The organism is Streptomyces sp. NPDC093984 (assembly GCF_044764595.1).
In the GTDB taxonomy this organism is placed as follows: domain Bacteria; phylum Actinomycetota; class Actinomycetes; order Streptomycetales; family Streptomycetaceae; genus Streptomyces; species Streptomyces cynarae.
The window spans coordinates 183,904-205,065 of the sequence record NZ_JBIWIM010000009.1; the positions used below are offsets into that span (position 1 = coordinate 183,904).

At 71.9% G+C, this 21,162-nt stretch carries 16 protein-coding genes and 1 pseudogene; 12 read left to right on the forward strand and 5 right to left on the reverse strand.

Features of this window, described 5'->3' with window-relative positions:
• The first annotated feature begins 19 nt into the window (after nucleotides 1-19).
• Nucleotides 20-1,216 (forward strand): CaiB/BaiF CoA transferase family protein, encoded by a 1,197-nt coding sequence (locus tag ACIRC0_RS28975; protein WP_403621555.1) that lies wholly within the window; start codon nucleotides 20-22, stop codon nucleotides 1,214-1,216.
• Nucleotides 1,217-1,246: 30 nt separating this feature from the next.
• Here ACIRC0_RS28975 and ACIRC0_RS28980 read toward each other — a convergent pair whose 3' ends face one another.
• The 3 genes from ACIRC0_RS28980 to ACIRC0_RS28990 all read right to left on the reverse strand — a co-directional run bounded on the left by ACIRC0_RS28980 (nucleotide 1,247) and on the right by ACIRC0_RS28990 (nucleotide 3,006).
• The gene (locus ACIRC0_RS28980; RefSeq protein WP_200421411.1) at nucleotides 1,247-1,516 is read right to left on the reverse strand and encodes a hypothetical protein; all 270 of its coding nucleotides are present in this window, start codon (nucleotides 1,514-1,516) and stop codon (nucleotides 1,247-1,249) included.
• 126 nt (nucleotides 1,517-1,642) lie between these two features.
• The gene (locus tag ACIRC0_RS28985; RefSeq protein ID WP_403621558.1) at nucleotides 1,643-2,467 is read right to left on the reverse strand and encodes an anti-sigma factor domain-containing protein; all 825 of its coding nucleotides are present in this window, start codon (nucleotides 2,465-2,467) and stop codon (nucleotides 1,643-1,645) included.
• Nucleotides 2,464-3,006: a sigma-70 family RNA polymerase sigma factor gene (locus ACIRC0_RS28990; RefSeq protein ID WP_403621784.1), complete on the reverse strand. Its 543-nt coding sequence runs from the start codon at nucleotides 3,004-3,006 to the stop codon at nucleotides 2,464-2,466. Before ACIRC0_RS28990 ends, ACIRC0_RS28985 begins: the two co-directional genes overlap by 4 nt.
• A gap of 205 nt (nucleotides 3,007-3,211) precedes the next feature.
• On the opposite strand from ACIRC0_RS28990, the gene ACIRC0_RS28995 reads away from it, so the two are divergent.
• The 4 genes from ACIRC0_RS28995 (at nucleotide 3,212) to ACIRC0_RS29010 (ending at nucleotide 9,933) form a co-directional block, all read left to right on the forward strand.
• Nucleotides 3,212-4,735, forward strand: a complete 1,524-nt coding sequence (locus ACIRC0_RS28995) for a DUF4331 domain-containing protein (RefSeq protein ID WP_403621561.1) — start codon at nucleotides 3,212-3,214, stop codon at nucleotides 4,733-4,735.
• Between the two features lie 102 nt (nucleotides 4,736-4,837).
• Nucleotides 4,838-6,679: a tetratricopeptide repeat protein gene (locus ACIRC0_RS29000; RefSeq protein WP_403621564.1), complete on the forward strand. Its 1,842-nt coding sequence runs from the start codon at nucleotides 4,838-4,840 to the stop codon at nucleotides 6,677-6,679.
• A complete protein-coding gene (locus ACIRC0_RS29005) occupies nucleotides 6,676-8,259 on the forward strand; it encodes a sulfite exporter TauE/SafE family protein (RefSeq protein ID WP_403621568.1) in 1,584 nt (527 codons plus the stop codon). The genes ACIRC0_RS29000 and ACIRC0_RS29005 overlap by 4 nt, the downstream gene beginning before the upstream one ends.
• Before the next feature lie 72 nt (nucleotides 8,260-8,331).
• Nucleotides 8,332-9,933 (forward strand): serine/threonine-protein kinase, encoded by a 1,602-nt coding sequence (locus ACIRC0_RS29010; protein WP_403621571.1) that lies wholly within the window; start codon nucleotides 8,332-8,334, stop codon nucleotides 9,931-9,933.
• 39 nt (nucleotides 9,934-9,972) lie between these two features.
• On the opposite strand, the gene ACIRC0_RS29015 is transcribed toward ACIRC0_RS29010, so the two are convergent.
• Nucleotides 9,973-10,779, reverse strand: coding sequence for an SGNH/GDSL hydrolase family protein (locus ACIRC0_RS29015; protein ID WP_403621574.1), 807 nt, complete (start codon nucleotides 10,777-10,779; stop codon nucleotides 9,973-9,975).
• A 321-nt stretch (nucleotides 10,780-11,100) separates the two neighbouring features.
• On the opposite strand from ACIRC0_RS29015, the gene ACIRC0_RS29020 reads away from it, so the two are divergent.
• The 6 genes and pseudogenes from ACIRC0_RS29020 (at nucleotide 11,101) to ACIRC0_RS29045 (ending at nucleotide 18,365) form a co-directional block, all read left to right on the forward strand.
• Nucleotides 11,101-11,430, forward strand: a complete 330-nt coding sequence (locus tag ACIRC0_RS29020) for a hypothetical protein (protein WP_403621577.1) — start codon at nucleotides 11,101-11,103, stop codon at nucleotides 11,428-11,430.
• Between the two features lie 100 nt (nucleotides 11,431-11,530).
• A pseudogene (locus ACIRC0_RS29025) lies at nucleotides 11,531-11,731 on the forward strand (cellulose biosynthesis protein CelD); the annotation flags it as partial.
• A 368-nt stretch (nucleotides 11,732-12,099) separates the two neighbouring features.
• Nucleotides 12,100-12,918, forward strand: coding sequence for a glycosyltransferase family 2 protein (locus ACIRC0_RS29030; protein WP_403621580.1), 819 nt, complete (start codon nucleotides 12,100-12,102; stop codon nucleotides 12,916-12,918).
• A complete protein-coding gene (locus ACIRC0_RS29035) occupies nucleotides 12,915-13,910 on the forward strand; it encodes a glycosyltransferase family 2 protein (protein ID WP_403621582.1) in 996 nt (331 codons plus the stop codon). Before ACIRC0_RS29030 ends, ACIRC0_RS29035 begins: the two co-directional genes overlap by 4 nt.
• On the forward strand, nucleotides 13,907-14,707 hold the full coding sequence (locus ACIRC0_RS29040) for a polysaccharide deacetylase family protein (protein ID WP_403621585.1): 801 nt from the start codon (nucleotides 13,907-13,909) through the stop codon (nucleotides 14,705-14,707). Before ACIRC0_RS29035 ends, ACIRC0_RS29040 begins: the two co-directional genes overlap by 4 nt.
• Entirely contained in the window at nucleotides 14,700-18,365 is a 3,666-nt protein-coding gene (locus ACIRC0_RS29045) for a lipopolysaccharide biosynthesis protein (protein WP_403621587.1), read from the forward strand. The genes ACIRC0_RS29040 and ACIRC0_RS29045 overlap by 8 nt, the downstream gene beginning before the upstream one ends.
• A gap of 56 nt (nucleotides 18,366-18,421) precedes the next feature.
• Here ACIRC0_RS29045 and ACIRC0_RS29050 read toward each other — a convergent pair whose 3' ends face one another.
• A complete protein-coding gene (locus tag ACIRC0_RS29050) occupies nucleotides 18,422-19,843 on the reverse strand; it encodes a xylan 1,4-beta-xylosidase (RefSeq protein WP_403621590.1) in 1,422 nt (473 codons plus the stop codon).
• A gap of 177 nt (nucleotides 19,844-20,020) precedes the next feature.
• On the opposite strand from ACIRC0_RS29050, the gene ACIRC0_RS29055 reads away from it, so the two are divergent.
• Nucleotides 20,021-21,115 carry a DUF5925 domain-containing protein gene (locus tag ACIRC0_RS29055; RefSeq protein WP_403621593.1) on the forward strand — a complete coding sequence of 365 codons (1,095 nt, stop codon included), beginning with the start codon at nucleotides 20,021-20,023 and terminating at the stop codon, nucleotides 21,113-21,115.
• Nucleotides 21,116-21,162: the final 47 nt, after the last annotated feature.

Genomic DNA, 21,162 nt, shown 5'->3' on the forward strand with positions numbered 1-21,162 from the left:
GCGGGTCATGATCCCGCCCATGGACCGTCTGCCGCTGCCCCTGGAGGGCATCACCGTCGTCGCCGTCGAACAGGCCGTCTCGGCGCCCTTCGCGACCCGCCAGCTCGCCGATCTCGGTGCCCGGGTCATCAAGGTCGAGCGGGTCGACGGCGGCGACTTCGCACGCGGCTACGACACCGCCGCCCGCGGCCTCGCCTCCCACTTCGTGTGGTGCAACCGCGGCAAGGAGTCGATCGCGCTGGACCTGAAGGACCCGCGCGGAGTGGACGTCGTGCGACGGCTGATCGCGGACGCGGACGTGTTCGTGCAGAACCTCGCGCAGGGGGCCGCGGCCCGGCTCGGCCTGGACGCGGCCACCCTGTGCGCCGCCCATCCACGACTGGTCGCCGTGGACATCTCGGGATACGGGGCGTCGGGGCCGTACGCGGACAAGCGGGCCTACGACATGCTCGTGCAGTGCGAGGCGGGACTGGTGTCGGTGACCGGCACGCCGGAGCAGCCGGTCAAGGCGGGGATCCCGGCGGCTGACATCGCGGCGGCCATGTACGCGTTCTCGGGGGTGCTCGCGGCGCTCGTGCGGCGGGGCACCACCGGGCGCGGCGGGCCGGTGGAGGTCTCGATGCTGGAGGCGCTCGCGGAGTGGATGGGGCATCCGCTGCACCACGCGATGCACGACGGCACTCCCCCGGCGCGTACCGGCCTCGCGCACGCGGTCATCGCGCCCTATGACGCCTATCCGACGGCGGACGGCGGGCGCGTGCTGCTGTCCGTGCAGAACGACCGGGAGTGGCGGCGGCTCGCCGAACAGGTGCTCGGGCAGCCGGAGTTGGCGGACGATCCGGCGTACGCCACGAACGCGGCGCGGGTCGCCCACCGGGACCGCACGGACACGCTCGTCGGCAAGGCGCTGGGTGCGCTGGACGCCGACGAGGCGATGACCCGGCTGGAGGGCGCGGGCATCGCGTGCGCGCGCCTGAGGGATCTGTACGAGGTGGCGGAACACCCTCAGCTGGCGGCCCGGGAGCGGTGGCGGGAGGTGGGGACACCGGTGGGGCCGCTGCGGGCGCTGCTGCCGCCGATCACGCTGCCGGGCGGTACGGAGGCGCGGATGGGGGACGTGCCCGCGCTCGGGGAGCACACCGAGGCGCTGCTGCGTGCCGTGGGGATGACGGACGAGGAGATCGCAGCGCTGCGCCGGGACGGTGTGACGGCCTGAGCGCGGGCCTTGAAGGAACGCGGGTGACGCTCAGCGCCCGCCGAACAGCGAACGACGCAGTCGACGCAGCGGTGCGAAGAGCGAGACACCGCTCATGCGTCCGCCCCTGCCGCTACGGCCGTGCGCGGCGTCACGCGCGGTGAGCTCACGCATCAGCGAGGTCGCCTCGGCCGCCTCGCGCTGTGGGACGGCGGGGCCGGCCAGCACCGAGAGATGGCGGTCGAGGCGCGAACTGGTCGCGCTGCTCCCGCAGGTGATCGCAGGGACCCTGGCCCTGCTGCGCACTGTTATCTGTTCCATGTCACTCCCCACCCGTACGAGTCCACCCGGCCCGGGCAGAGTAACCCTATCGCTCTCTCGTGGCACGCGTGTATCGCGGGCACAGGATTCACCTTCCCCATAAGGGCGTTGACGAACCGTTGACGACTACCCTCCGAAACCGATGGAGTGCAGGGCGAGTTGGACAACCGGCTGGCCGGTGGGCTGAGATGACCCTCCCCCGGGTTCGACGGTCACGGCGAGTGACGTCGCCGACTTGGTCAGACCGCTCGCGACCAGGGGCGTGTCGCCGTCGAAGAGCCCGAGGGAGCGTGGTGGCACGCCCGGGCGCATCAGCCAGAGCTGGTGCACACGGCCGCCGGGCGGTGCGCCCAGTCCGCGGAGGGTGACGACGGCGCGCCCCTCCGATGCGGAGGCAATCACTCCGATTCCTCGGCCCCTGGCATCCCGGTCGCTGGTCGCACGGGCGTCCGGGGCTGCCAGAACGTGGGCGATCTCACGTGCCTGGGCGCGCTCGGCGTCGAGTCGGTCCTGGGTCCGCGTGGCCTGCACGGCGAAGAGCGCGGCGACGACGAGGGCCGCCGCGGCCGTGGCGGTGGCCAGCGGGGCGAACAGGGGGCGCAGCCGGGGCGCACGGGTGCGCGGCGGCGGTGGCGCCGTGCCCCAGACGTGCGGCGGCAGGTGCGGTTCATGGGCACGGGACGCTCCCTGCGCGGGCGAGGGGTCCTGGGGGGTGTTCCGTACGGCGGTCAGGACCCGGTCGCGCAGGCCGGGCGGGGCCAGGGCCGTGGCCGACCAGGCGAGCCGCACCGCGTCCTCGGACAGGTCCCGCACCTCGGCGGCGCAGCGGTCACAGCCCTTCAGGTGCCTCTCGAAGCGGACGCGTTCGGCGGGCTCGAGGGCGTCCAGGGCATAGGGCGCGGCCAGGGAGTGCAGGTCCTCGCGGCGCAGCAGTCGGCCGAGGATGCTCATGCGACCCCTCCCAGGCACTGGCGCAGCCGGGTGAGTCCGTCGCGCATCCGCGTCTTGACCGTGCCGAGCGGCAGTGAGAGCCGCTCGGCCACCTCACGGTAGGTGTAACCGTCGTAGTAGGCGAGCATGACCGACTGGCGTTGCAGGGTGGTGAGGCGGTCCAGGCAGCGGCGCACCCATTCGCGTTCCAGACCGGCCTCCACCTCCTCGGCGACCTGGTCGAAGGCGGGGTGGTGAGCGCGCCGGGCCTCGCGCTGCTCGCGTTCGCCGGCCGCGCGGGCGCTGCGCACCCGGTCGACGGCGCGGCGATGGGTGAGGGTGAGGATCCACGACAGGGCGCTGCCGCGACGGGGGTCGAACTTCGGGGCGGAGCGCCACAGTTCGAGCAGCACCTCCTGGGCCACCTCCTCCGACTGCGCCGGATCCCGCAGGACGCGCCGGACCAGGCCGAACACCGGCCCCGACACAAGTCCGTACAGCTGCTCGAAGGCCTTCTGGTCGCCTCCGGCCACGAGCAGCAGAAGTTCGTCCGCCTCCACTCGTACCCCCCTCACCGACGCCGTGCACGGCATGCTCGCTCCACTGGGCGTTCGCTGCTGACTCCCCTTCGGAAGGGATACGGATCAGCGGGGCCGAAACGCGGGTCGAGCAGGCGAGAAAAGTTTTTTGGGATTCGACCAAGCCGTCCGGGCGATCGCTCCGTATCTCTGTGCGTCAGGCAAGTTGGCACTGAGGACGGACGGCATGACACCTATCTCCAGGAGCGGCGTGGGTCGTAGGGGTATCGCGACCCTCATCTGTGGCGCGCTGGCCGCGGGCGGGCTCGCAGCCGCCGGCGTGACCGCGCTGGAACCGGGGGCGGCCTCCGCCTCCTCCCACCGGGAGGCCCCGCTGATCTCCGGGCAGCCGCAGTACGACAACACCGACCTGTACGCGTTCGTCAGCCCGGACAAGCCGGACACGACGACGATCATCGCGAACTTCGTGCCGTTCGAGGAGCCGGCGGGCGGTCCGAACTTCTACACGTTCGCGGAGGACGCGCAGTACGACCTCCACGTCGACAACAACGGTGACGCGCAGAGCGAGCTGATCTTCCGCTACACGTTCAAGACGCACGTCAAGAACAAGAACACCTTCCTCTACAACACGGGTCCGGTCGACAGCCTCAAGGACCCCGACCTGAACGTCACTCAGACGTACGACATCGACCTCATCAAGCTGCACAAGCAGAAGCTGGTGGCGAAGACGAGGATCGCGGACAACGTGCCGGTCGCGCCGTCGAACGTCGGCAAGGCGTCGATGCCGGACTACGGCAAGCTGCGCGACGAGGCGGTGTACAAGCTCGCGGGCGGGGCGACGACCTTCGCCGGGCAGGCCGACGACCCGTTCTTCGCGGACCTCAGGGTCTTCGACCTGCTGTACGGCGGGAACCTCTCGGAGGTCGGGAACGACACCCTCAAGGGCTACAACGTCAACTCCCTGGCCCTGCAGGTGCCGAACGACCTGATCCGCGAGTCGTCGCACCAGCCGGTCGTCGGCATCTGGGGGACGGTCCAGCGCAAGGACGCGCGCGGGCACTGGTCGCAGGTCTCGCGGCTGGGCAACCCACTTGTCAACGAGGTGGTCAACCCGCAGAAGGACAAGGACAAGTTCAACGCGTCCGAGCCGTACGACGACGCGCAGTTCCTGAAGAACGTGACCAACCCCGAGCTGCCGAAGCTCATCGAGGCGATCTACAAGATCAAGGCGCCGTCGGAGCCTCGCAACGACCTCGTGGACGTGTTCCTCAAGGGCGTGAAGGGCCTCAACCAGCCGCCGTACGTGCGGCCGGCGGAGGAGCTGCGGCTCAACACCTCGATCAAGCCCAGCATGCACCCGAAGCGGCTGGGCGTGCTGGACGGCGACAACGCGGGCTTCCCGAACGGCCGCCGGCTCACCGACGACGTGATCGACGAGGCGCTGCAGGTCGTGGAGGGCGAGCTGGTCGGCTCCAAGAACGACCTGGGCGACGGTGTCGACGCGAACGACCAGAACTTCGGGCACTCCTTCCCGTACCTCGCCCAGCCGACGTCCGGGTCGCGCGGCCCGCTGGCGAAGGGCACCGGCAACAGCGTGCGCAACCAGCTGGGTGACGGACTGCAGGTGACGGGTGCCGGCACGAACACCACGCTGATCGCGACGTCCGCCGCCGGTGGCGTCGCGGGGGCCCTGCTGATCGGCACCGCCCTGATGTGGTGGCGCCGCCGCAACCGCTACCGCGCGTACTGACGGCCGGTCGCCGTCCCCCGAACCGGCGCGGCCCGCACTTCCCCGTCCCCCACGGCGCGGGCCGCGCCACCCGTTTTCCGCCCAGCAGATCGAGGAGAGGGCATGTCCCCGCGTACGAACGACAACGCGCCGGAGACCGGCCACGGCGACCGTGAGGGGGCCGCCCCTGGGAGGCCGGCGCTCCGCACCGCGGAGACCGGGCCCGACAAGGCCATCAGGGAGGCCTGGGAGCGCGCCTTCGGCGCCGGGGGCGCCGACGCGCCGGACGAACGAGCCGACGACCCGGGCGCGGCTACGACCCCGGCGGCCGGCTCCGCCGGGGACGGCGCTCCGGTCACCGAGTCGGCCGCGCCGAAGGCCGAGGAGACGGCTCGCGGGGCCCGTACGACGGAGCCGACGCCCGAGGAGCAAGCATCGGCCGACACGCGGGGCGGCGGACAGACGGCACCTTCGCCACCGGCCGACGGACCCGAGGTGACCGAGGTGGCCGAGGCCCCCGACGCCACCAAGGCCACCGACGCCACCAAGGCCACCGAGGCGCAGGCTGCCGCGACAGCGGAGTCCCCCGGCGCGGCCGACGAGCGGGTCGCCGCTGTGCGGCGGTTCTCCGCTGCCGGGCGGCGGTGGCGGGGTGCGCAGCTCGTGGTCTGTGCCGCTTCCCTGGCCGTCGCGCTCACCGCCGGGGCCGTGGTCCTCGGAGCCGTGCGGGACAGCGGTACGGCCCCTGTCGCCTCGGCGCCCAGCGGGGTGTCGCCCGAGCTCCTCGCCGGCGGCGATCTCGACAGCGGCATCCGGGCACTGCAGGCCCACCTCCGCGCCCAGCCCCGCGACCACGGCAGCTGGGCCACCCTCGGCCTCGCCTACGTCGAGCAGGCCCGGACCAAGGGCGACCCCTCCCGCTATCCGCAGGCCCAGGCCGCGCTGGAGCGTTCGCTGCGGGTCCGGCCGGACAACGACGCCGCGCTCGCCGGCCGCGCCGCCCTCGCCGCCGCCCGGCACGACTTCACCGGCGCCCTGGACTACGCGGACCAGGCCCTGAAGCAGAACCCGTACAGCGAGCGCGCCCTGTGCTCCCGTATCGACGCCCTCGTCGAACTCGGCCGCTACGCCGACGCCTCGAAGGCCGCAGACCTGGCCGACTCCCGCCACCCGGGCGTCCCCGTCTTCACCCGCTACGCCTACGTCCACGAACTGCGCGGCGACGTGAGCACCGCCCGCAGCGTCCTGGAGCAGGCCCTGGCCACGGCCACCTCCCGCGGCGACATCGCGTACGTCGCCACCGCGCTCGGTCAGCTCGCCTGGAACCAGGGCCAGTACAAGACCGCCCTCGACTTCTACGCCCGCGCCCTCGCCGCCGACGACACCTACCTCCCCGCCCTGGAGGGCCGCGCCCGCGCCCAGGCCGCCCAGGGCGACACCGCCGACGCGGTCCGCGGCATGGAGCAGGTCGTGGAGCGGTATCCGCTGCCCCAACCCCTCGTGGAACTCGGAGAGTTGTACGAGGTGCGCGGCGCGTCCGGTGACCTGTCCAAGGCCCGCGACCAGTACGCCCTCGTCGACGCCTGGGTGTCCCTGGCCCGCGCAAACGGTGTCAACGCCGACCTCGACACCGCTCTCGCCGCCGCCGACCACGGCGACCGCGCGGCCGCGCTGAAGGCCGCCCGCGCCGAGTGGGCACGCCGCCACACCGTGCACACCGCCGACGCCCTCGCCTGGGCGCTGCACGTCAACGGCCGCGACCAGGAAGCCCTTCCCTACGCCCGTCAGGCCACGGCCACCGGCTACCGCAACGCGGCCTTCCTCTACCACCGCGGCATGGTCGAGCGCGCCACCGGTGACACCGAGCAGGCGCGCGCCTCCCTCACCGCCGCGCTGAAGCTGAACCCCGGCTTCTCCCCGCTGGGCGCGCGCGAGGCCCGTAAGGCCCTGGAGGCGATGCGGTGAACACCCGTCGTATCGCCGCCTCGGGCGCGGCCCTCCTCACGGCCCTGTGCACGCTCGTCCTCGGCCCCGCCTCCGCGGCGAGCGCCCACCCGCTCGGCAACTTCACCGTCAACCGCTACGACGGTCTGGTCGCCGCGCCCGGGCAGATGCGCGTCGACCACGTCGAGGACCTCGCCGAGATCCCCGCCACCCAGGCCAGGCCCGACATCGCCAGGCTCGGGCTGACCGCATGGGCCCGCCAGCGGTGCGCGACGGCCGCCGAGGGCAGCAGGCTCACCGTCGGCGGGCACCCGGCCCCGCTGAGCGTCCGTACCAGCCGCGCCCAGCTGCGGCCCGGGCAGGCGGGGCTCGACACCCTGCGCGTGGAGTGCCGGCTGACCGCACCGCTGCCCGAGGGCGACACCCTCACCGTCGGTTTCCACAGCGCGGGCGCCACCACCGGGCCCGGCTGGAGGGAGATCACCGCGCGCGGCGACCGTATGACGCTGACCGCGTCCGACGTGCCGAAGACATCCGTGTCCCGCGAACTGGCCAGCTATCCGAAGGAGTTGCTCTCCTCACCGGCCGACGCCGTCAAGGCCTCGCTCCGAGTGCGCCCGGGAGGCCCCGCGCTGGCCGGGGACCAGCGGGAGGCGCCCGCCGCCTCGATCCTTCCGCGCGGCGCGGACCGCTGGACGCGCGCGCTGGACAACCTGGTCGCCCGTCACCACCTCACGCTCGGTTTCGCCGCGCTCGCCCTGGTCGTCGCCATCGGCCTCGGCGCGATGCACGCGCTCGCGCCTGGCCACGGCAAGACCCTGATGGCGGCGACGGCGGCGGCCCGCGGGGGCCGGGCCAGGCTCCGGGACGTACTTCCCTTGGCCGCGTCGGTGACGGTCACCCACACCCTGGGCGTGGTCGCCCTCGGCCTGCTGGTCACGGCCGGTTCCGCGGCGGCGCCGTCGGTGATCGCCTGGCTGGGGATGGCGAGCGGCGCACTTGTCACCCTGGCGGGCGCGTCCCTCGTACGCCGGGCCTGGCGCAACCGGGGCCACGGGCACGACCACGGACACGGGCACACGCACGACCACGGGCACGCGCACGCACACGCACACGACGACGGGCACCCCGATGAGCACGACCACGAGCACGAACATCACGCCCACGGCCACGGTCATGGTCATGGTCACGAACACACCGACACCCAGACCCACACCCACACACACGGCGGCATCCCCCACACCCACCCCACCGCCCCCACCCTCCGCGGCACGATCCTCCTAGGCTTCGCCGGCGGGCTGGTCCCCAGTCCCTCCGCCGTCGTCGTCCTCGTCGGCGCCGCCGCGCTCGGCCAGGCCTGGTTCGGGCTGCTGCTCGTCGTCGCGTACGGCGTCGGGCTCGCCCTGACCCTGACCGCGGCGGGGTTCGCCGTGGTCAAGCTGGGCAGCGGGATGAACCGCCTCCTGGACCGGCGCCCGCGCTGGGCCCAGAACCCGGCGGCCGCCCTGGTGCGCAGGACCGCACCCCTCGGATCCGCCTTCGTGGTCCTCGCCCTGGGCGCCGGACTGGTGTTCAAGGGGGCGGCATCCGCACTCGGTTGAGCTACTTTTGGGGAGAAATCACGCGGAGTGGATACGTGGATACATCGCGCGGATGCGAATGGGGGACGGCCCGTGTCCGAAGAACCGGGCAGTGAACGTGTGATCGCCGGGCGCTACCGTCTGCTGTCCCCCCTCGGCCAGGGCGGCATGGGGACGGTCTGGCGGGCCCGTGACGAGGTCCTGCACCGCGAGGTCGCCGTCAAGGAGGTGCGCGCACCGGCCGGGCTCCCCTCGCCGGAGGTCCAGCGCATGTACACCCGGCTGGAGCGGGAGGCCTGGGCGGCGGCCCGGGTGGCGAACCGGAACGTGGTGACGGTCTACGACGTGGCCCACCAGGACGGCCGTCCCTGGATCGTGATGGAACTGGTCCGCGGCATCGCCCTGTCGGACCTGCTGGACGCGGAGGGACCCCTCTCCGCGCAGCGCGCCGCGCACATCGGCGCCGAGGTGCTGGCGGCCCTGCGCGCCGCGCACGCCGCCGGGGTGCTGCACCGCGATGTGAAACCGGCCAACGTGCTGCTGGCGAACGACGGCCGGGTGGTCCTCACGGACTTCGGGATCGCCATGGTCGAGGGCAGTTCCGCGCTGACCATGACCGGCGAGGTCATCGGCTCCCCCGAGTTCCTCGCTCCGGAGCGGGCGCTCGGGCGTACGCCCGGCCCTGAGTCCGACCTGTGGTCGCTCGGTGTGCTGCTGTACGCGGCGATCGAGGGCAACTCGCCGTTCCGGCACGACACTCCGCTGAGCACGCTCCGCGCAGTCGTCGACGAGGAGCTGCCGCCGCCGCGCCGCGCGGGCCCGCTGGCTGTGGTGATCGAGGGGTTGCTGCGCAAGGACCCGGCCGAGCGGATCCCGGCCGACCGGGCCGAGCAGGACCTGCGGATCATCGCGGCGGGCGGTACCCCGCGCACGGGTGCCGCCGCTTACACGCCGACGGTCGCGGCGTTCCAGAGTCCGGCCGAGCCGACCACCGCGCCGCTTCCTCAGCCGGCCGCCACCCGGCCGGCGCCCGCCCCCGCGTACGCCGCTCCGTCCGAGCCGCCGCCCCGCAACCGCCGGGCCGGCATCGTGCTGGTCGCGGGCCTGGCCGCGCTCGTCCTGGCGGTGGCGGGGCTGACGTACGCGCTGGTGAACCGGAACGGCACGGGCGGTACGAACAGCGGGGCCACGCAGAGCAGCACGGTCAGCGGCGCGCCCCCGAGCAGCCCGGAGGTGGGCACGTCGCGGACCGCTTCCCCCACCCGCGGGACCTCCACCGGCGGCGGGGGCGGGGGCGGTCGTACGTCGAGCCCGCCCACCCAGTCGGTCCAGGTGACGGTCACGGGCGCGCACACCGACTACACGGGGGCCTGTCCGCCGCCGGACGCGAAGGCACCCACGTTCACGGCGACGTTCACCGTGGGCAGGGTTCCGGTCGACGTGTCCTACCGCTGGGTGACGAAGACGGGCCAGGTCTCGGATCCGGGCTGGAAGACGCTGTCGTTCGCGGCGGGTGACGCGAAGACCAAGCAGCGGCAGGTCATCGTCACCACGTACGAGGAGGGCGGTTCCGTGCGGAACGCGATCGGCGTGGAGGTGCGCAGTCCGGTCGACGTCACGTCCGAGTCGGTGCCGTTCTCGGTGACCTGTGAGGCGGAGACCCCGTCGGGCGGGGCCTCCCCCTCTCCTTCGTGACGTTCGTGACCGTCGGGTTCCTCGTGAGGTTCGTGACCGTCAGGCCGCGCCGGTGAGCACCGGCAGATAGCCGCCGGACTGGCCGGCCGCGGTCGGGTGGTACGACTGGCCGATGTTCAGCCAGTCGACGCTGTGCAGCCAGGAGTCGCCCGAGCAGATCTCGTGGCCGCTGAAGGTGGTGCGGACGTCGCCGAAGGTGAAGCCGTGGTCGGCGGCGCGCTTGGCGATGGCGGCGTCCAGGTAGTCGGCGGCGCCGTTGATCGCCGACCGCTTGGTTCCGGACAGTCCGAGGCAGGTGGTGCCGAGCTGGTAGAAGCGGGGGTAGCCCAGCACGACCACGTGGGCCGAGGGGGCCTTGGCGCGGATCGCCGAGTAGACGGTGTCCAGTCGGCCGGGCAGGGTCGAGTCGACGTACGCCTTCGCCGTGGCGATCCGGGAGAGGCAGGCGCTGTCGGACTGGAGCACACAGGTCGTCATGACGTCGGAGAAGCCGGCGTCGTTGCCGCCGATGGTGATCGAGACGAGCCCGGTGGAGGCGCTGAGGGTGCCGAGTTGGTTGTTCAGCACATCGGTGGTCTTGGCGCCGGAGCAGGCCATGAAGCTGAACGAGGCGGGTGCGTGGGCGGCCTGCCACAGGTAGGGATAGGCCTTCGTGCTGCGGTCGCAGTCGCCGCTGGAGCTGATGTAGCTGCCGGATCCGACACCGGAGGAGTAGGAGTCGCCGAGCGCCACATACCCGGTGGCCGCGGCGAGGGGGGACGCCTGCGCCGCGGCGGCCCCGGTGAGGGCGAGGCCGAGGGCGAGGAGGAGCGAACTCATAAAGGCCGCATATCGGGAACGTCTCATGGAACCTCCCTTTAGCAGGATCTCTGCCACAACCGGCATAGCAGCTACGCGTGTTGACAGGAAGTGTCCATGCCAAGACTTTTCGGGGTCAGCCCGATTCACCCCCACAGAACGGATGTTTGAAGCGGGCCGAGAACCTGCGCGGGCGGTTTTCGCATCTTGACGCCCTCCCGCTCACTGCGCGACATTGAAGCCCGGCATCCGGCGCTTCGGGGGGCAAAGTCGCCAATGCAGACCTTAGGCATCAAGCCACCTTTACCAGAGGGAGACGAGCGGCCGGGGCGGGGTCCGGGGAGGGACCTGCTTCCGCTGCTCGTGGGCGTGGCCGTCGCGGTCGCGGCGGTCGGCGCGACCCTCGCGCTGAGCGGCTCCGACTCACCGCTGCGCGGCCCGTTCACCCTGTTCTTCCTGCTCGGCGCGCCGGCGACGGCCGTGGGAGCCGCCCTGAGGGGGCTGAAACCCTATCCCCGCACGGTGGTTGCCGTGACGGGAGCGCTCGCGATCGACCTTCTGGTCGCCCAGGGCATGCTGGCGGTGCACCGGTGGTCCATCACCGGCGGAATCGTCGCGGTGACCGTGCTCAGCGCCCTCGTCCTCGTGCCGGTCCTGGTACGGCGGCACCGCGGCCGCGCGGCACGAGATCGGGGCTGACGACGTGGACATCGGCGCGCACCGCCCCGGCGAGCCCACGCAGGCCGGCCGGGCGGCGTGGACGGCTCCGCCGGCGACGCCGAAGTCTCCGCCCCGCACGCAATACAAGGACTCCCTGAAGACACGCAAACGCTCCGTGCCTGAGGGGTGGGTGACACCTTGTCACCCTGTCGTGTTCGGACCCGGGGCCCGTCGCGCCCCGGTCCGGGCGCCGCGCGATGCGGTGCTGTCACGGCCGGAACTCTTCGAGCCGGCCGTTCGGACACTCAAACGGATCGGACAAATCCGTTCGAGGAGTTGAGTTACGGCCATACCAACAAAAAAGCGGACCTTGTCGCAGGTCTTGCCATATCGTCGCAATCGTCAATACCGTCATACATCAACTCGCATCGGTCCATCATCATGCGGTCCAGGGGAGGGCTCAGGTACCGCGATGGTTCCGGCGCGGGGCGCGGTAGGGGGGTGCCGTGCTCGGCGACCTGAAAGGTCGTACGAGTCGTGCCGCGCGACCGGCTGCCGATTTCCCGGCAGACGGCCACTTTGCCAGCTCACCCGGCGTGCACGGAGATCCATGTCGCATGCCGACGGTGAGAACCCCCCTTTCGAACCGGACACAGAGCCGGACCGTCCAGGGGCGGACGGTCCGACCGGACGAGAGGGACAAGACTCATGAGTTCTGTTCTGCGCCCTGCCTTTTCGGATCAGGGTCCGTTAGCGCAGGGGAAGTACCGGCCGATCTCCTCTCACCTGGCCATCGCGCCGCCGGTGAGCGTGGTGATCCCCGCCATGAACGAGGCGGAGAATCTCCCCTACGTCTTCAAGACCCTTCCGGACTGGATTCACGAAGTGGTTCTCGTGGACGGCAATTCCACCGACGACACCGTGGAGGTGGCCCGCGAGCTGTGGCCCGACGTGAAGGTCGTCGAGCAGCGGGGCAAGGGCAAGGGCGACGCCCTGATCACCGGCTTCGCGGAGTGCACCGGCGACATCATCGTGATGGTCGACGCGGACGGCTCGGCGGACGGTCAGGAGATCGTCAGCTATGTCTCCGCGCTGGTGTCCGGGGCCGACTTCGCGAAGGGCTCGCGATTCGCGAACGGCGGCGGCACCTCCGACATGACGCCGATCCGCAAGCTGGGCAACCGGGTGCTGTGCGCGATCGTCAACGCCAAGTTCGGCGCCCGCTACACCGACCTGTGCTACGGGTACAACGCGTTCTGGCGGCACTGCCTGGACAAGATCGACCTCGACTGCACCGGCTTCGAGGTCGAGACGCTGATGAACATCCGGGTGGTCAAGGCCGGCCTGAAGGTGCAGGAGATACCCAGCCACGAGTACCTCCGCATCCACGGCACCAGCAACCTGAGCGCGGTGCGCGACGGGCTCCGGGTGCTGAAGGTGATCCTCAAGGAGCGCTCGAACCGGCGTGCGCTGCGCCGCCGCCCGCGCGCGGTGGCGCTCAACTCAGGGCAGGGAGAGCTGTCTTGAGCGAACCGGACATCTCCGTGGTGATCTGCGTGTACACCGAGGACCGCTGGGAGGACATCCTCGCGGCGGTCGCCTCGGTGCGGGCGCAGTCCCGGCCGGCGCACGAGACGCTGCTGGTCGTGGACCACAACGAGACCCTGCTGGAGAGGCTGACCCGGGAGTACAAGGAGGCCCGGGAGGTCCGCGTGCTCGCCAACGCGGGCCCCCGCGGCCTGTCCGCGGGCCGCAACACCGGGATCGCCGCCTCGCGGGGGGAGGTCATCGCCTTCCTCGACGACGACGCGGTGGCCGAGCGGGACTGGCTGAAGCACTTCGCCGAAGGATACGAGGACCCACGGGTCATGGCCGTAGGCGGCCGTACGATGCCGATCTGGGCGTCGGGCCACCGCCCGGTCTGGTTCCCGGAGGAGTTCGACTGGGTGGTGGGCTGTACGTACAAGGGGCTGCCCCCCGGCCGGGTCCGGGTGCGCAACGTCCTCGGCGGCAACGCCTCCTTCCGCCGCAGCGCGTTCGACGCGGCGGGCGGCTTCGCCACGGGCATCGGACGCGACGGCGACAAGCGTCCCCTCGGCTGCGAGGAGACGGAGTTGTGCATCCGCCTGACCCGGGCCAGGCCCGACGCGATCCTGCTGATCGACGACCGGGCGGTGATCCACCACCGGGTGCCTCGGCCGCGCGAGCACTTCGCGTACTTCCGTACCCGCACCTACGCCGAGGGCCTGTCCAAGGCGCTCGTGGCCCGCAGCGTCGGTGCCGACAAGGGCCTGGAGTCCGAACGCCGCTACACCACCCGGGTGCTGCCCGCCGGGGTGGGCCGCGGCCTGCGCGACGCGCTGCTGGCCCGCCCGGGGGGCGCGGGCCGGGCGGGTGCGATCGTCGCCGGGGTGCTCACGGCGGCCGGCGGGTACCTGGTCGGGAGCGTCCGGGCGCGCAGGAGTGGCGCGACCTTCGCCGTGGCCGGCATCCCGGACGGTGAGGGGGCGGCCGCATGAGCGACCAGCCCGTGCCGATCCTCATGTACCACTCGGTGGCGGCGGCGCCCAACGAGGCGACGCGCGCGCTGTCGGTGGCGCCCGAGGCCTTCAGCGAGCAGATGGCCCTGCTCGCCGACCTCAAGTTCACGCCCGTCACCACGGCCGGCCTGGCGAGGAGCTGGCGGGAGGGCGGCCCGCTGCCCGAGCGGCCCGTCCTCATCACCTTCGACGACGGCTACGAGGGCGTGCACCGGCACGCGCTGGCCGTGCTCGCGCGGCACGGCTTCGCCTCCACGCTGTTCGTCTCCACCGGCTGGATCCGGGGCGCCCACGACACCGGCGGCGGCCTGGACACGATGCTCGATTGGCACCAGGTCCGCGACCTCGTGGACGCCGGGGTCGAGATCGGCGGGCACAGCCACACGCACCCGCAGCTCGACCAGCTCCCCGACGACGCGCTCTGGTTCGAGCTGCTGCGCTGCAAGGAGATCATCGCCGACCAACTCGGCGCCCGCCCGGTGTCGTTCGCCTACCCGTACGGCTACTCCAGCCGCCGGGTGCGCCGCATCGTGCGCGAGGCGGGCTTCGGTCAGTCGCTCGCCGTGGGCAACGCTCTCGCACGCCGCCGCCAGGGCCCGTACGCGCTGCAGCGGGTCACCGTGCGCCGCACCACCGGTGTCGAGGAGTTCGAGCGGCTCGTCCAGGGCCGTGCGATCACCCGCACCTTCGCCAGGGACCGCGCCCTGACCAAGGGGTACGCCATGGTCCGAAGAGCACGCCAGGTCCGCCGGAAGGCCATCCGTTCCCGTGTCTGACACGACCACCACGACCCAGGCCGGTGAGGCCACGACCGCGGAACCCGGGCAGCCGTCGGGCCGCCGCCTCCGCCTGCCCGGAAGGGGCGGCGTCCCAGGAGGCGGCGACCAGCTGTTCCGCAACGCCTACGCGCTGATGCTCAACACCGGGATCTCCGCGGTGCTGGGCCTCGGCTACTGGCTGGTCGCGGCCCGCTACTACTCCGACACCGCGGTCGGCCAGGGCTCGGCCGCGATCGCCGCCATGAAGCTGCTCGCCGGGCTCACCGCGGTCACGCTCACAGGTGCCCTGGCCCGCTTCATACCGGTCGCGGGACGCGCCACCGGGCGCCTCATCCTCCGCACCTACGCGGGCAGTTCGCTCGTCGTGGCGATCGCCGCGGGCGTGTTCCTGCTGACGCTGGACCTGTGGGGGCCGTCGTACCGCTTCCTGCACGGTCCCGGCCCCGCCCTGGTCTTCGTGGTGGCCGTGGTCTCCTGGAACCTGCTCACGCTCCAGGACGGTGTGCTGACCGGGCTGCGCAGCGCGCTGTGGGTGCCGGTGGGCAACACCGTCTTCTCCGCGGTGAAGCTGCTGCTGCTCGTCGGTTTCGCGGCGGCGATCCCGATGCTGGGCGTCTTCGTCTCCTGGGTCGCGGCCATCGCCACGTCCGTGGTGCCGCTGGGGTGGCTGGTGTTCCGGCGCCTGGTGCCGCGGCACGTCAAGGGGACCGAGGACCACGCCAGTCCGCCGTCACTGAAGGAGATCGGGCGGTTCCTGGCCGGCGACTACACCGGCTCGCTGTTCTCGCTGGCCGTGGTCTACCTGGTGCCGGTGATCGTGGCGTCGCAGGTCAGCGCCGCGGACAACGCGTACTTCTACATCACCACCACCATCGGCGGCACGACCAACCTGCTCGCCATCAACATGGGCGCCTCGCTCACCGTCGAGGGCTCGCACGACCCGGCGCGGCTCGCCGCCAACACCCGGGCGGCGCTGAAGCGCATGGCCCGGATCATGCTGCCGGTGTGCGGGCTGCTGTTCCTGGGCGCGCCCGTCATCCTGCACGTCTTCGGCGACGGCTACGCGCACGCGGCGACCCCGCTGCTGCGCTGGTTCGCGGTCGGCGCGCTGCTGCGGGTCGTGATGGAGACGTACTTCGCGGTGCTGCGCGCCCAGAGCCGTACCTCCGGGCTCGCCTACCTCCAGGGCCTGCTGTGCGTCCTGGTACTCGGACTGACCGTCCTGCTGCTGCCCCGGATGGGGCTGACCGGGGCGGGCGTCGCCGAGATCTCCAGCCTGGCGGTGATCGTGGCGATCGCCGCACCGAAGCTGCTCAAGATCGTGCGCACGGCCCCGGCGGACGCGGTGCCCGAGGACGCGGCACCGGACGGGGACCTCGCCGACCTCGCGGTCCCCGAGCCGAGGAACGGCCCGTCCTGGGCGAAGAAGCTGGACGCGGACACGCTGGCGCTGGGCGTCCATGTGGACTTCGACCACCAGGAACGCAGGCCGGACGTGCGTCGAGGGCCGGGAACGCCGCCGACCGGAACACCGTTCGCGCACAGTGCCATGTCAGGGGCGCGGGACGTGACATCAGCCGACTCCGCCGCAAGGGCGCGGGAAACCACGGACGATCCGCGGTCGAAGGACACCCGGAGCTCTGCCACCGGGCCGATTCTGCTGGGCTGTTCGCTCGTGTCCGCCCTGCTGCTGTACTGGCTGCCCGCCCTGCGACTCGACGACGCCTCCCTGGAGCACATGGGCGGCCTCGGACTGATCTCCGTCCTACCGCTGCCCACCCTGCTCGGCGCGGCCCTCCTCGTCGTGGTCTTCGCCGCCCTGCTCCGGCGCGCCCGCGAGCACAAGGTCCTCTTGCTGGCCACCCTGGTGGCCACCGTCGTGTCGCTGCACGCGCTGCCCGCCGTGATCGAGACCGAGCCGCGGTTCCCGACGGCCTGGCAGCACCTCGGCTTCCTCGACTACATCGACCGCACCGGGTCGGCCGTGCCGTTCCTGGACGCCCGCTGGAGCTGGCCGGGGTTCTTCGCGGTCGCCGCGTTCGTCGCCAAGGCCTGCGGGGTCACCGACCTCACCGAGGTCATCCGCTGGTGGCCGCTGACCATCCAGCTGCTCTACCTGGCGCCGATGTTCCTGCTGGTCCGCTCGATGCGGGCGAGCTGGCGCGCCAAGTGGACCGGCATCTGGATCTTCGTGCTCAGCGGCTGGGTCGGTCAGGACTACTTCTCCCCGCAGGGCTTCACGTATCTGTTCTATCTCGCCTTCGTGGCGATCCTGCTGGTCTGGTTCCGCGCGCCGCGCGTCCTCTGGACCAGGCGGCGCCCCGGCGAGGCCGAGGTGGAGCCGACCAGCCGCGGGCAACGCGCCGTGCTGCTCATGGTGCTGATCGCCCTGTACGCGGCCAGCGTCCCGGCCCACCAGCTCACCCCGTTCATGATGCTGGGCGTGCTCGCGGTGCTCGTCCTGGTGGGCCGCTCCGAACTGCGTGGTCTGCCGGTCCTGTTCGCCGTGCTGGTCATGTTCTGGCTGGGCTTCATGGCGGAGCCGTACTGGTCCGGGCACTTCGACGAGCTCTTCGGCGGCGTCGGCGGCGTCGGCAGCAATGTGTCGACGTCCGTCTCCGGCCGTATCCAGGGCGGCGACTCGACGCACAAGCTGGTGCTGTACACGCGCGTGCTGCTGGCAGGCGTCGTGATGGCGTTCGCCTGCTGGGGCTGGTGGCGACGGCGGGAGCACAAGTACCGGGAGCGGTCGCTGCTGGTGCTCACCTTCGTGCCGTTCCTGGGCTTCGGCATGCAGTCCTACGGCGGCGAGATGGCGCTGCGCGTGTTCATGTTCGCGGTGCCGGGCGCGGCGCTGCTCTGCGCGCTCGCCCTCTTCCCGCGCACCGGCGTGACGGCCGAGGAGCGGGACAAGGACCGGGCGAGCCTCGCCCCGCTCGCCGCCCTGATGGCGGGCCTGCTGCTGATGGGCGGCTTCCTGGTGGCCCGCTGGGGCAATGAGCCGTTCGAGCGGATCCGCCCGGGCGAGGTCGCGGCCATGGACTACGTCTACGCGCACGACAAGCCGACGGTACGGCTGCTGTGGCTGAGCAACGACACGGTCAACGACGTGACACCGGCGATGCCGTGGGGCGCCAAGGACATGGAGAAGGTGAACTATGTGCCGACCTTGGCGCCCACCGATCCGGTCCTGGTGTCGGGACTGGTCAAGTCGCTCAAGGACGCGGGCCCCAATTCGTTCCTCATGATCAACCGCAGCCAGGTGACGTATCTCCAGATGGACGTGGGCTACTCGGCGACCTGGGAGTCCCGGCTCATCAAGAACCTGGACGACCGCCAGGAGCTGAGCAAGGTACTTGTCAACGACGACGTGACCATGTACGCGCTGCGCGAGCAGCCCGCCGGCGAGGTCCCGCAGCCGCGTCCGGGCCCGATCGGCCCGCGGGTGACCTGGACGCCGTGGTCGGTGGTCGGGGGGCTCGCGGCCGTGGCGCTGGTGCTGATGCTGACGGCGCGGGAGCTGGTGCGGGTCGCGGTACGGCCGGGCGTACGGCAGCTGCGGGTGCTGCAGTCGAGCTTCTGGTTCTCGCTGCCGCTGCTGGCGGTGCTGCTGGCGTCGCTGGTGCAGCGGTTCCTGACCATGGGGAAGGGCTGAGGCTCACACGGCCTGCGGAGGCGTACGGAGGGACGGGGCGTACGAGGTGAAGCGGCTCAGCGCGGGAGCCACTTCACCTCGTACGCCTTCATGTCGAACCGCTTGCCGTCGACCTGGGCGCTGATCGCCCGGCCCAGGGTGTTCACCACCAGCACGACCTTGTCGGTGGCGAGGACGCGGACGTTGGGGACGTCGTCCGGGGCCACCGCCACCGTGCGGTACGCGGTGCCGGGCGGGAACTCCTTGGAGAAGCGGGACACCAGGCCGTACATCGGCAGTGCCCGGCCGCCCTCGGCGGTGTCGGTCGGCGTCCACAGACAGCCGGGGCAGTCGGCGCCCTTCTCGTCCTCCGGGTTCCAGTAGAAGCCCGAGGACGCGCCGCCCTTGACCAGGGCGGTCATTCCGGCGGCCTGGACGGCGACGCGGCGGTCCTCGCTCCAGCCCCTGCGCTCGTCATCGCCGTCGGCGGGCTCGACGTAGTACTCGGCCCACCACAGCGGCAGGCCGTGGGTCTGCCGGCGCACCCACGCGCCGACGGCGGTGAACTTGTCGGTCGCGGCGAACTCGTTCGGAAGCAGCTCGTCGTCGTTGGTGTAGCTGGAGCCGTCCACCACGACGAAGTCGGCACCTGCCTTGTGCGTGTTCCAGTAGGTGAAGGCGTCGATGATCCGCTGGTCCATGGCGCCCCAGGGGCCGCGCAGGGCGGTGGAGGCGTTCTCCTTCTGCCGCGGGTCGACGCTGTCCATGACGAGGTACGGACCGCCCACCATGATCTTGGGGTCGACCTGCTTGAGCGCCTTGTAGACCAGGTTGTACAGCTCGGTGTAGCCCTCGTAGTCCCAGCGGGCCTTGGAGTCGTTCCAGAAGCCCTTGAACTCGTTCCAGACGATGAAGTGGCGCACGTCCGGGTAGCGCCTGGCGACGGTCGCGGCGAGGGCGGCGTAGTCCTTGAAGTGGTCGGGCTTCGGGGCGGTCTCGAGGGCGGTCCGGCTCCAGTCGGTGTTGTCAGCGCCCGCCTTGCCGCCCTTCATCCAGTCCGGGGCGCAGCACAGGGTGACGACCGGGGTGCCGCCGGTCTTGCGGACGAAGTCGATACGGCGATCCATCGCCGCGAAGTCGTAACGGCCCTTGACCGGTTCCGGGTTGTCGGCGCCCCACCCCATGATGGCCTGGTTCTGCGGCAGCCCGGCCCCGGACAGCAGCCCCTCGACGCGCTCGGTGGCGGCGTCGCTGCCCTGGTCGGCGCTGTACTGGGTGTGGGTGAAGCCCCAGCCGACGTCCGGTTTCGTCACCTTCGGCGGGGCGGCGGGGGTGCCGTGCACCTTGTCGCCGTCGCGTGTCGTGCCTCTGGTGCTCGCGCCGTTCCCGGGCAGTGTGCTGATCAGGGTGACCACCAGGGCCAGAGCGGCCACGGTCACGCCGAGCAGTGCGGTGAGTCGCCACCGCCGTTCCCCCGAATTCCACCCATGACGTCCCATCACGGGCCACACTAACGGCGCTCCTTGGGCCGCGGACAGATTTCGGCGTGCGACAGCCAGGTAACAGCGCGTACCGGAATGGGCCGATCCGGTGGGTATACATCAGGCAAAGGCGACACATCCGGCGCACTACGGAAAGCGGATGCACCAGGCGGCCCCGTGACGGATCATGGCGGCATGTCTGCGAACCCATACGACGCTCTGCCGGTCCGGCTCAACGTCGACGACAGCGACTCCCCCTCCGACGTCGTCGACGCGCTGTTCCTCGGCCGCTTCGCGACGGGCGAGCAGCCCTACTCCCACGCCGCGAACATCGACCGGGTACGGTCCGGGGCCACGCTCCTGCCGCCGGGCGCCCGGGTGCTGCGGGTCGCCCGCGACGACGACCGCAGCGCGACGCTCGCCGAGGGCGACGGCTGGACGCTGCTGGTGTCCCGCTGGAACCGCGGGGCCGACGTCACGGTGACCGCGACCAGCGCCGAGCTGGCGGAGAAGGTGCTGGGCGAGGCCACGGACGGCGCGTCCGACGAGCCGGAGCCGCAGCCGGAGAACGTGACGATGGGGTTCTGGTACGTGTCGCCGCGGCGCGGCCCGCACCGTACGACACGGCAGATCTCGGCGGGCACCTGGGAGGAGGTCCGCCCGAACTACACGGCGCCGGTGGCGGACGCGATGGACCGGCTGATGAAGACGACCCCGGAGGACATCGCGGGCCGTCTGCTGCTGCTCCACGGGCCGCCGGGCACGGGCAAGACCTCGGCGCTGCGGACGCTGGCCCGCTCGTGGCGGGACTGGTGCCAGGTGGACTGCGTCCTGGACCCGGAGCGGCTCTTCAGCGACGTCGGCTATCTGATGGACATCGCGATCGGCGAGGAGGACACGGCCGGCAAGGGCCGCTGGCGGCTGCTCCTGCTGGAGGACTGCGACGAGCTGATCCGCGGCGAGGCGAAGCACACGGCGGGCCAGGCGCTGTCCCGCCTGCTGAACCTGACGGACGGACTGCTGGGACAGGGCCGCAACGTGCTGGTGGGCGTGACGACGAACGAGGACCTGGAGCGCCTGCACCCGGCCGTCGTCCGCCCCGGCCGCTGCCTGGCCCGTATCGAGGTCGGCCCGCTCACCCGCACGGAGGCGGTGAGCTGGCTGGGCCGCGAGGAGGGCGTGGGCCGCGAGGGGGCGACGCTGGCGGAGCTGTACGCGCTGCGGCGGGGCACGTCCCCGGCGTCGGTGCCGGACCAGCGGGCGGGAGCGGGCGCGGGGCTGTACCTGTAGGGGCGCGACGCCCGCGGCGGGCACGACACCTGGAGCGGGCCACGACC

Bases quoted from the DNA above. Each gene is read 5' to 3' on its own strand.
- ACIRC0_RS29040 (WP_403621585.1), top strand. From the start codon at position 13,907: ATGAGCGACCAGCCCGTGCCGATCCTCATGTACCACTCGGTGGCGGCG.
- ACIRC0_RS28975 (WP_403621555.1), top strand. From the start codon at position 20: ATGGACCGTCTGCCGCTGCCCCTGGAGGGCATCACCGTCGTCGCCGTC.
- ACIRC0_RS29030 (WP_403621580.1), top strand. From the start codon at position 12,100: ATGAGTTCTGTTCTGCGCCCTGCCTTTTCGGATCAGGGTCCGTTAGCG.
- ACIRC0_RS29000 (WP_403621564.1), top strand. From the start codon at position 4,838: ATGTCCCCGCGTACGAACGACAACGCGCCGGAGACCGGCCACGGCGAC.
- ACIRC0_RS29055 (WP_403621593.1), top strand. From the start codon at position 20,021: ATGTCTGCGAACCCATACGACGCTCTGCCGGTCCGGCTCAACGTCGAC.
- ACIRC0_RS28995 (WP_403621561.1), top strand. From the start codon at position 3,212: ATGACACCTATCTCCAGGAGCGGCGTGGGTCGTAGGGGTATCGCGACC.
- ACIRC0_RS28980 (WP_200421411.1), bottom strand. From the start codon at position 1,516: ATGGAACAGATAACAGTGCGCAGCAGGGCCAGGGTCCCTGCGATCACC.
- ACIRC0_RS29015 (WP_403621574.1), bottom strand. From the start codon at position 10,779: ATGAGACGTTCCCGATATGCGGCCTTTATGAGTTCGCTCCTCCTCGCC.
- ACIRC0_RS28985 (WP_403621558.1), bottom strand. From the start codon at position 2,467: ATGAGCATCCTCGGCCGACTGCTGCGCCGCGAGGACCTGCACTCCCTG.
- ACIRC0_RS29050 (WP_403621590.1), bottom strand. From the start codon at position 19,843: ATGGGACGTCATGGGTGGAATTCGGGGGAACGGCGGTGGCGACTCACC.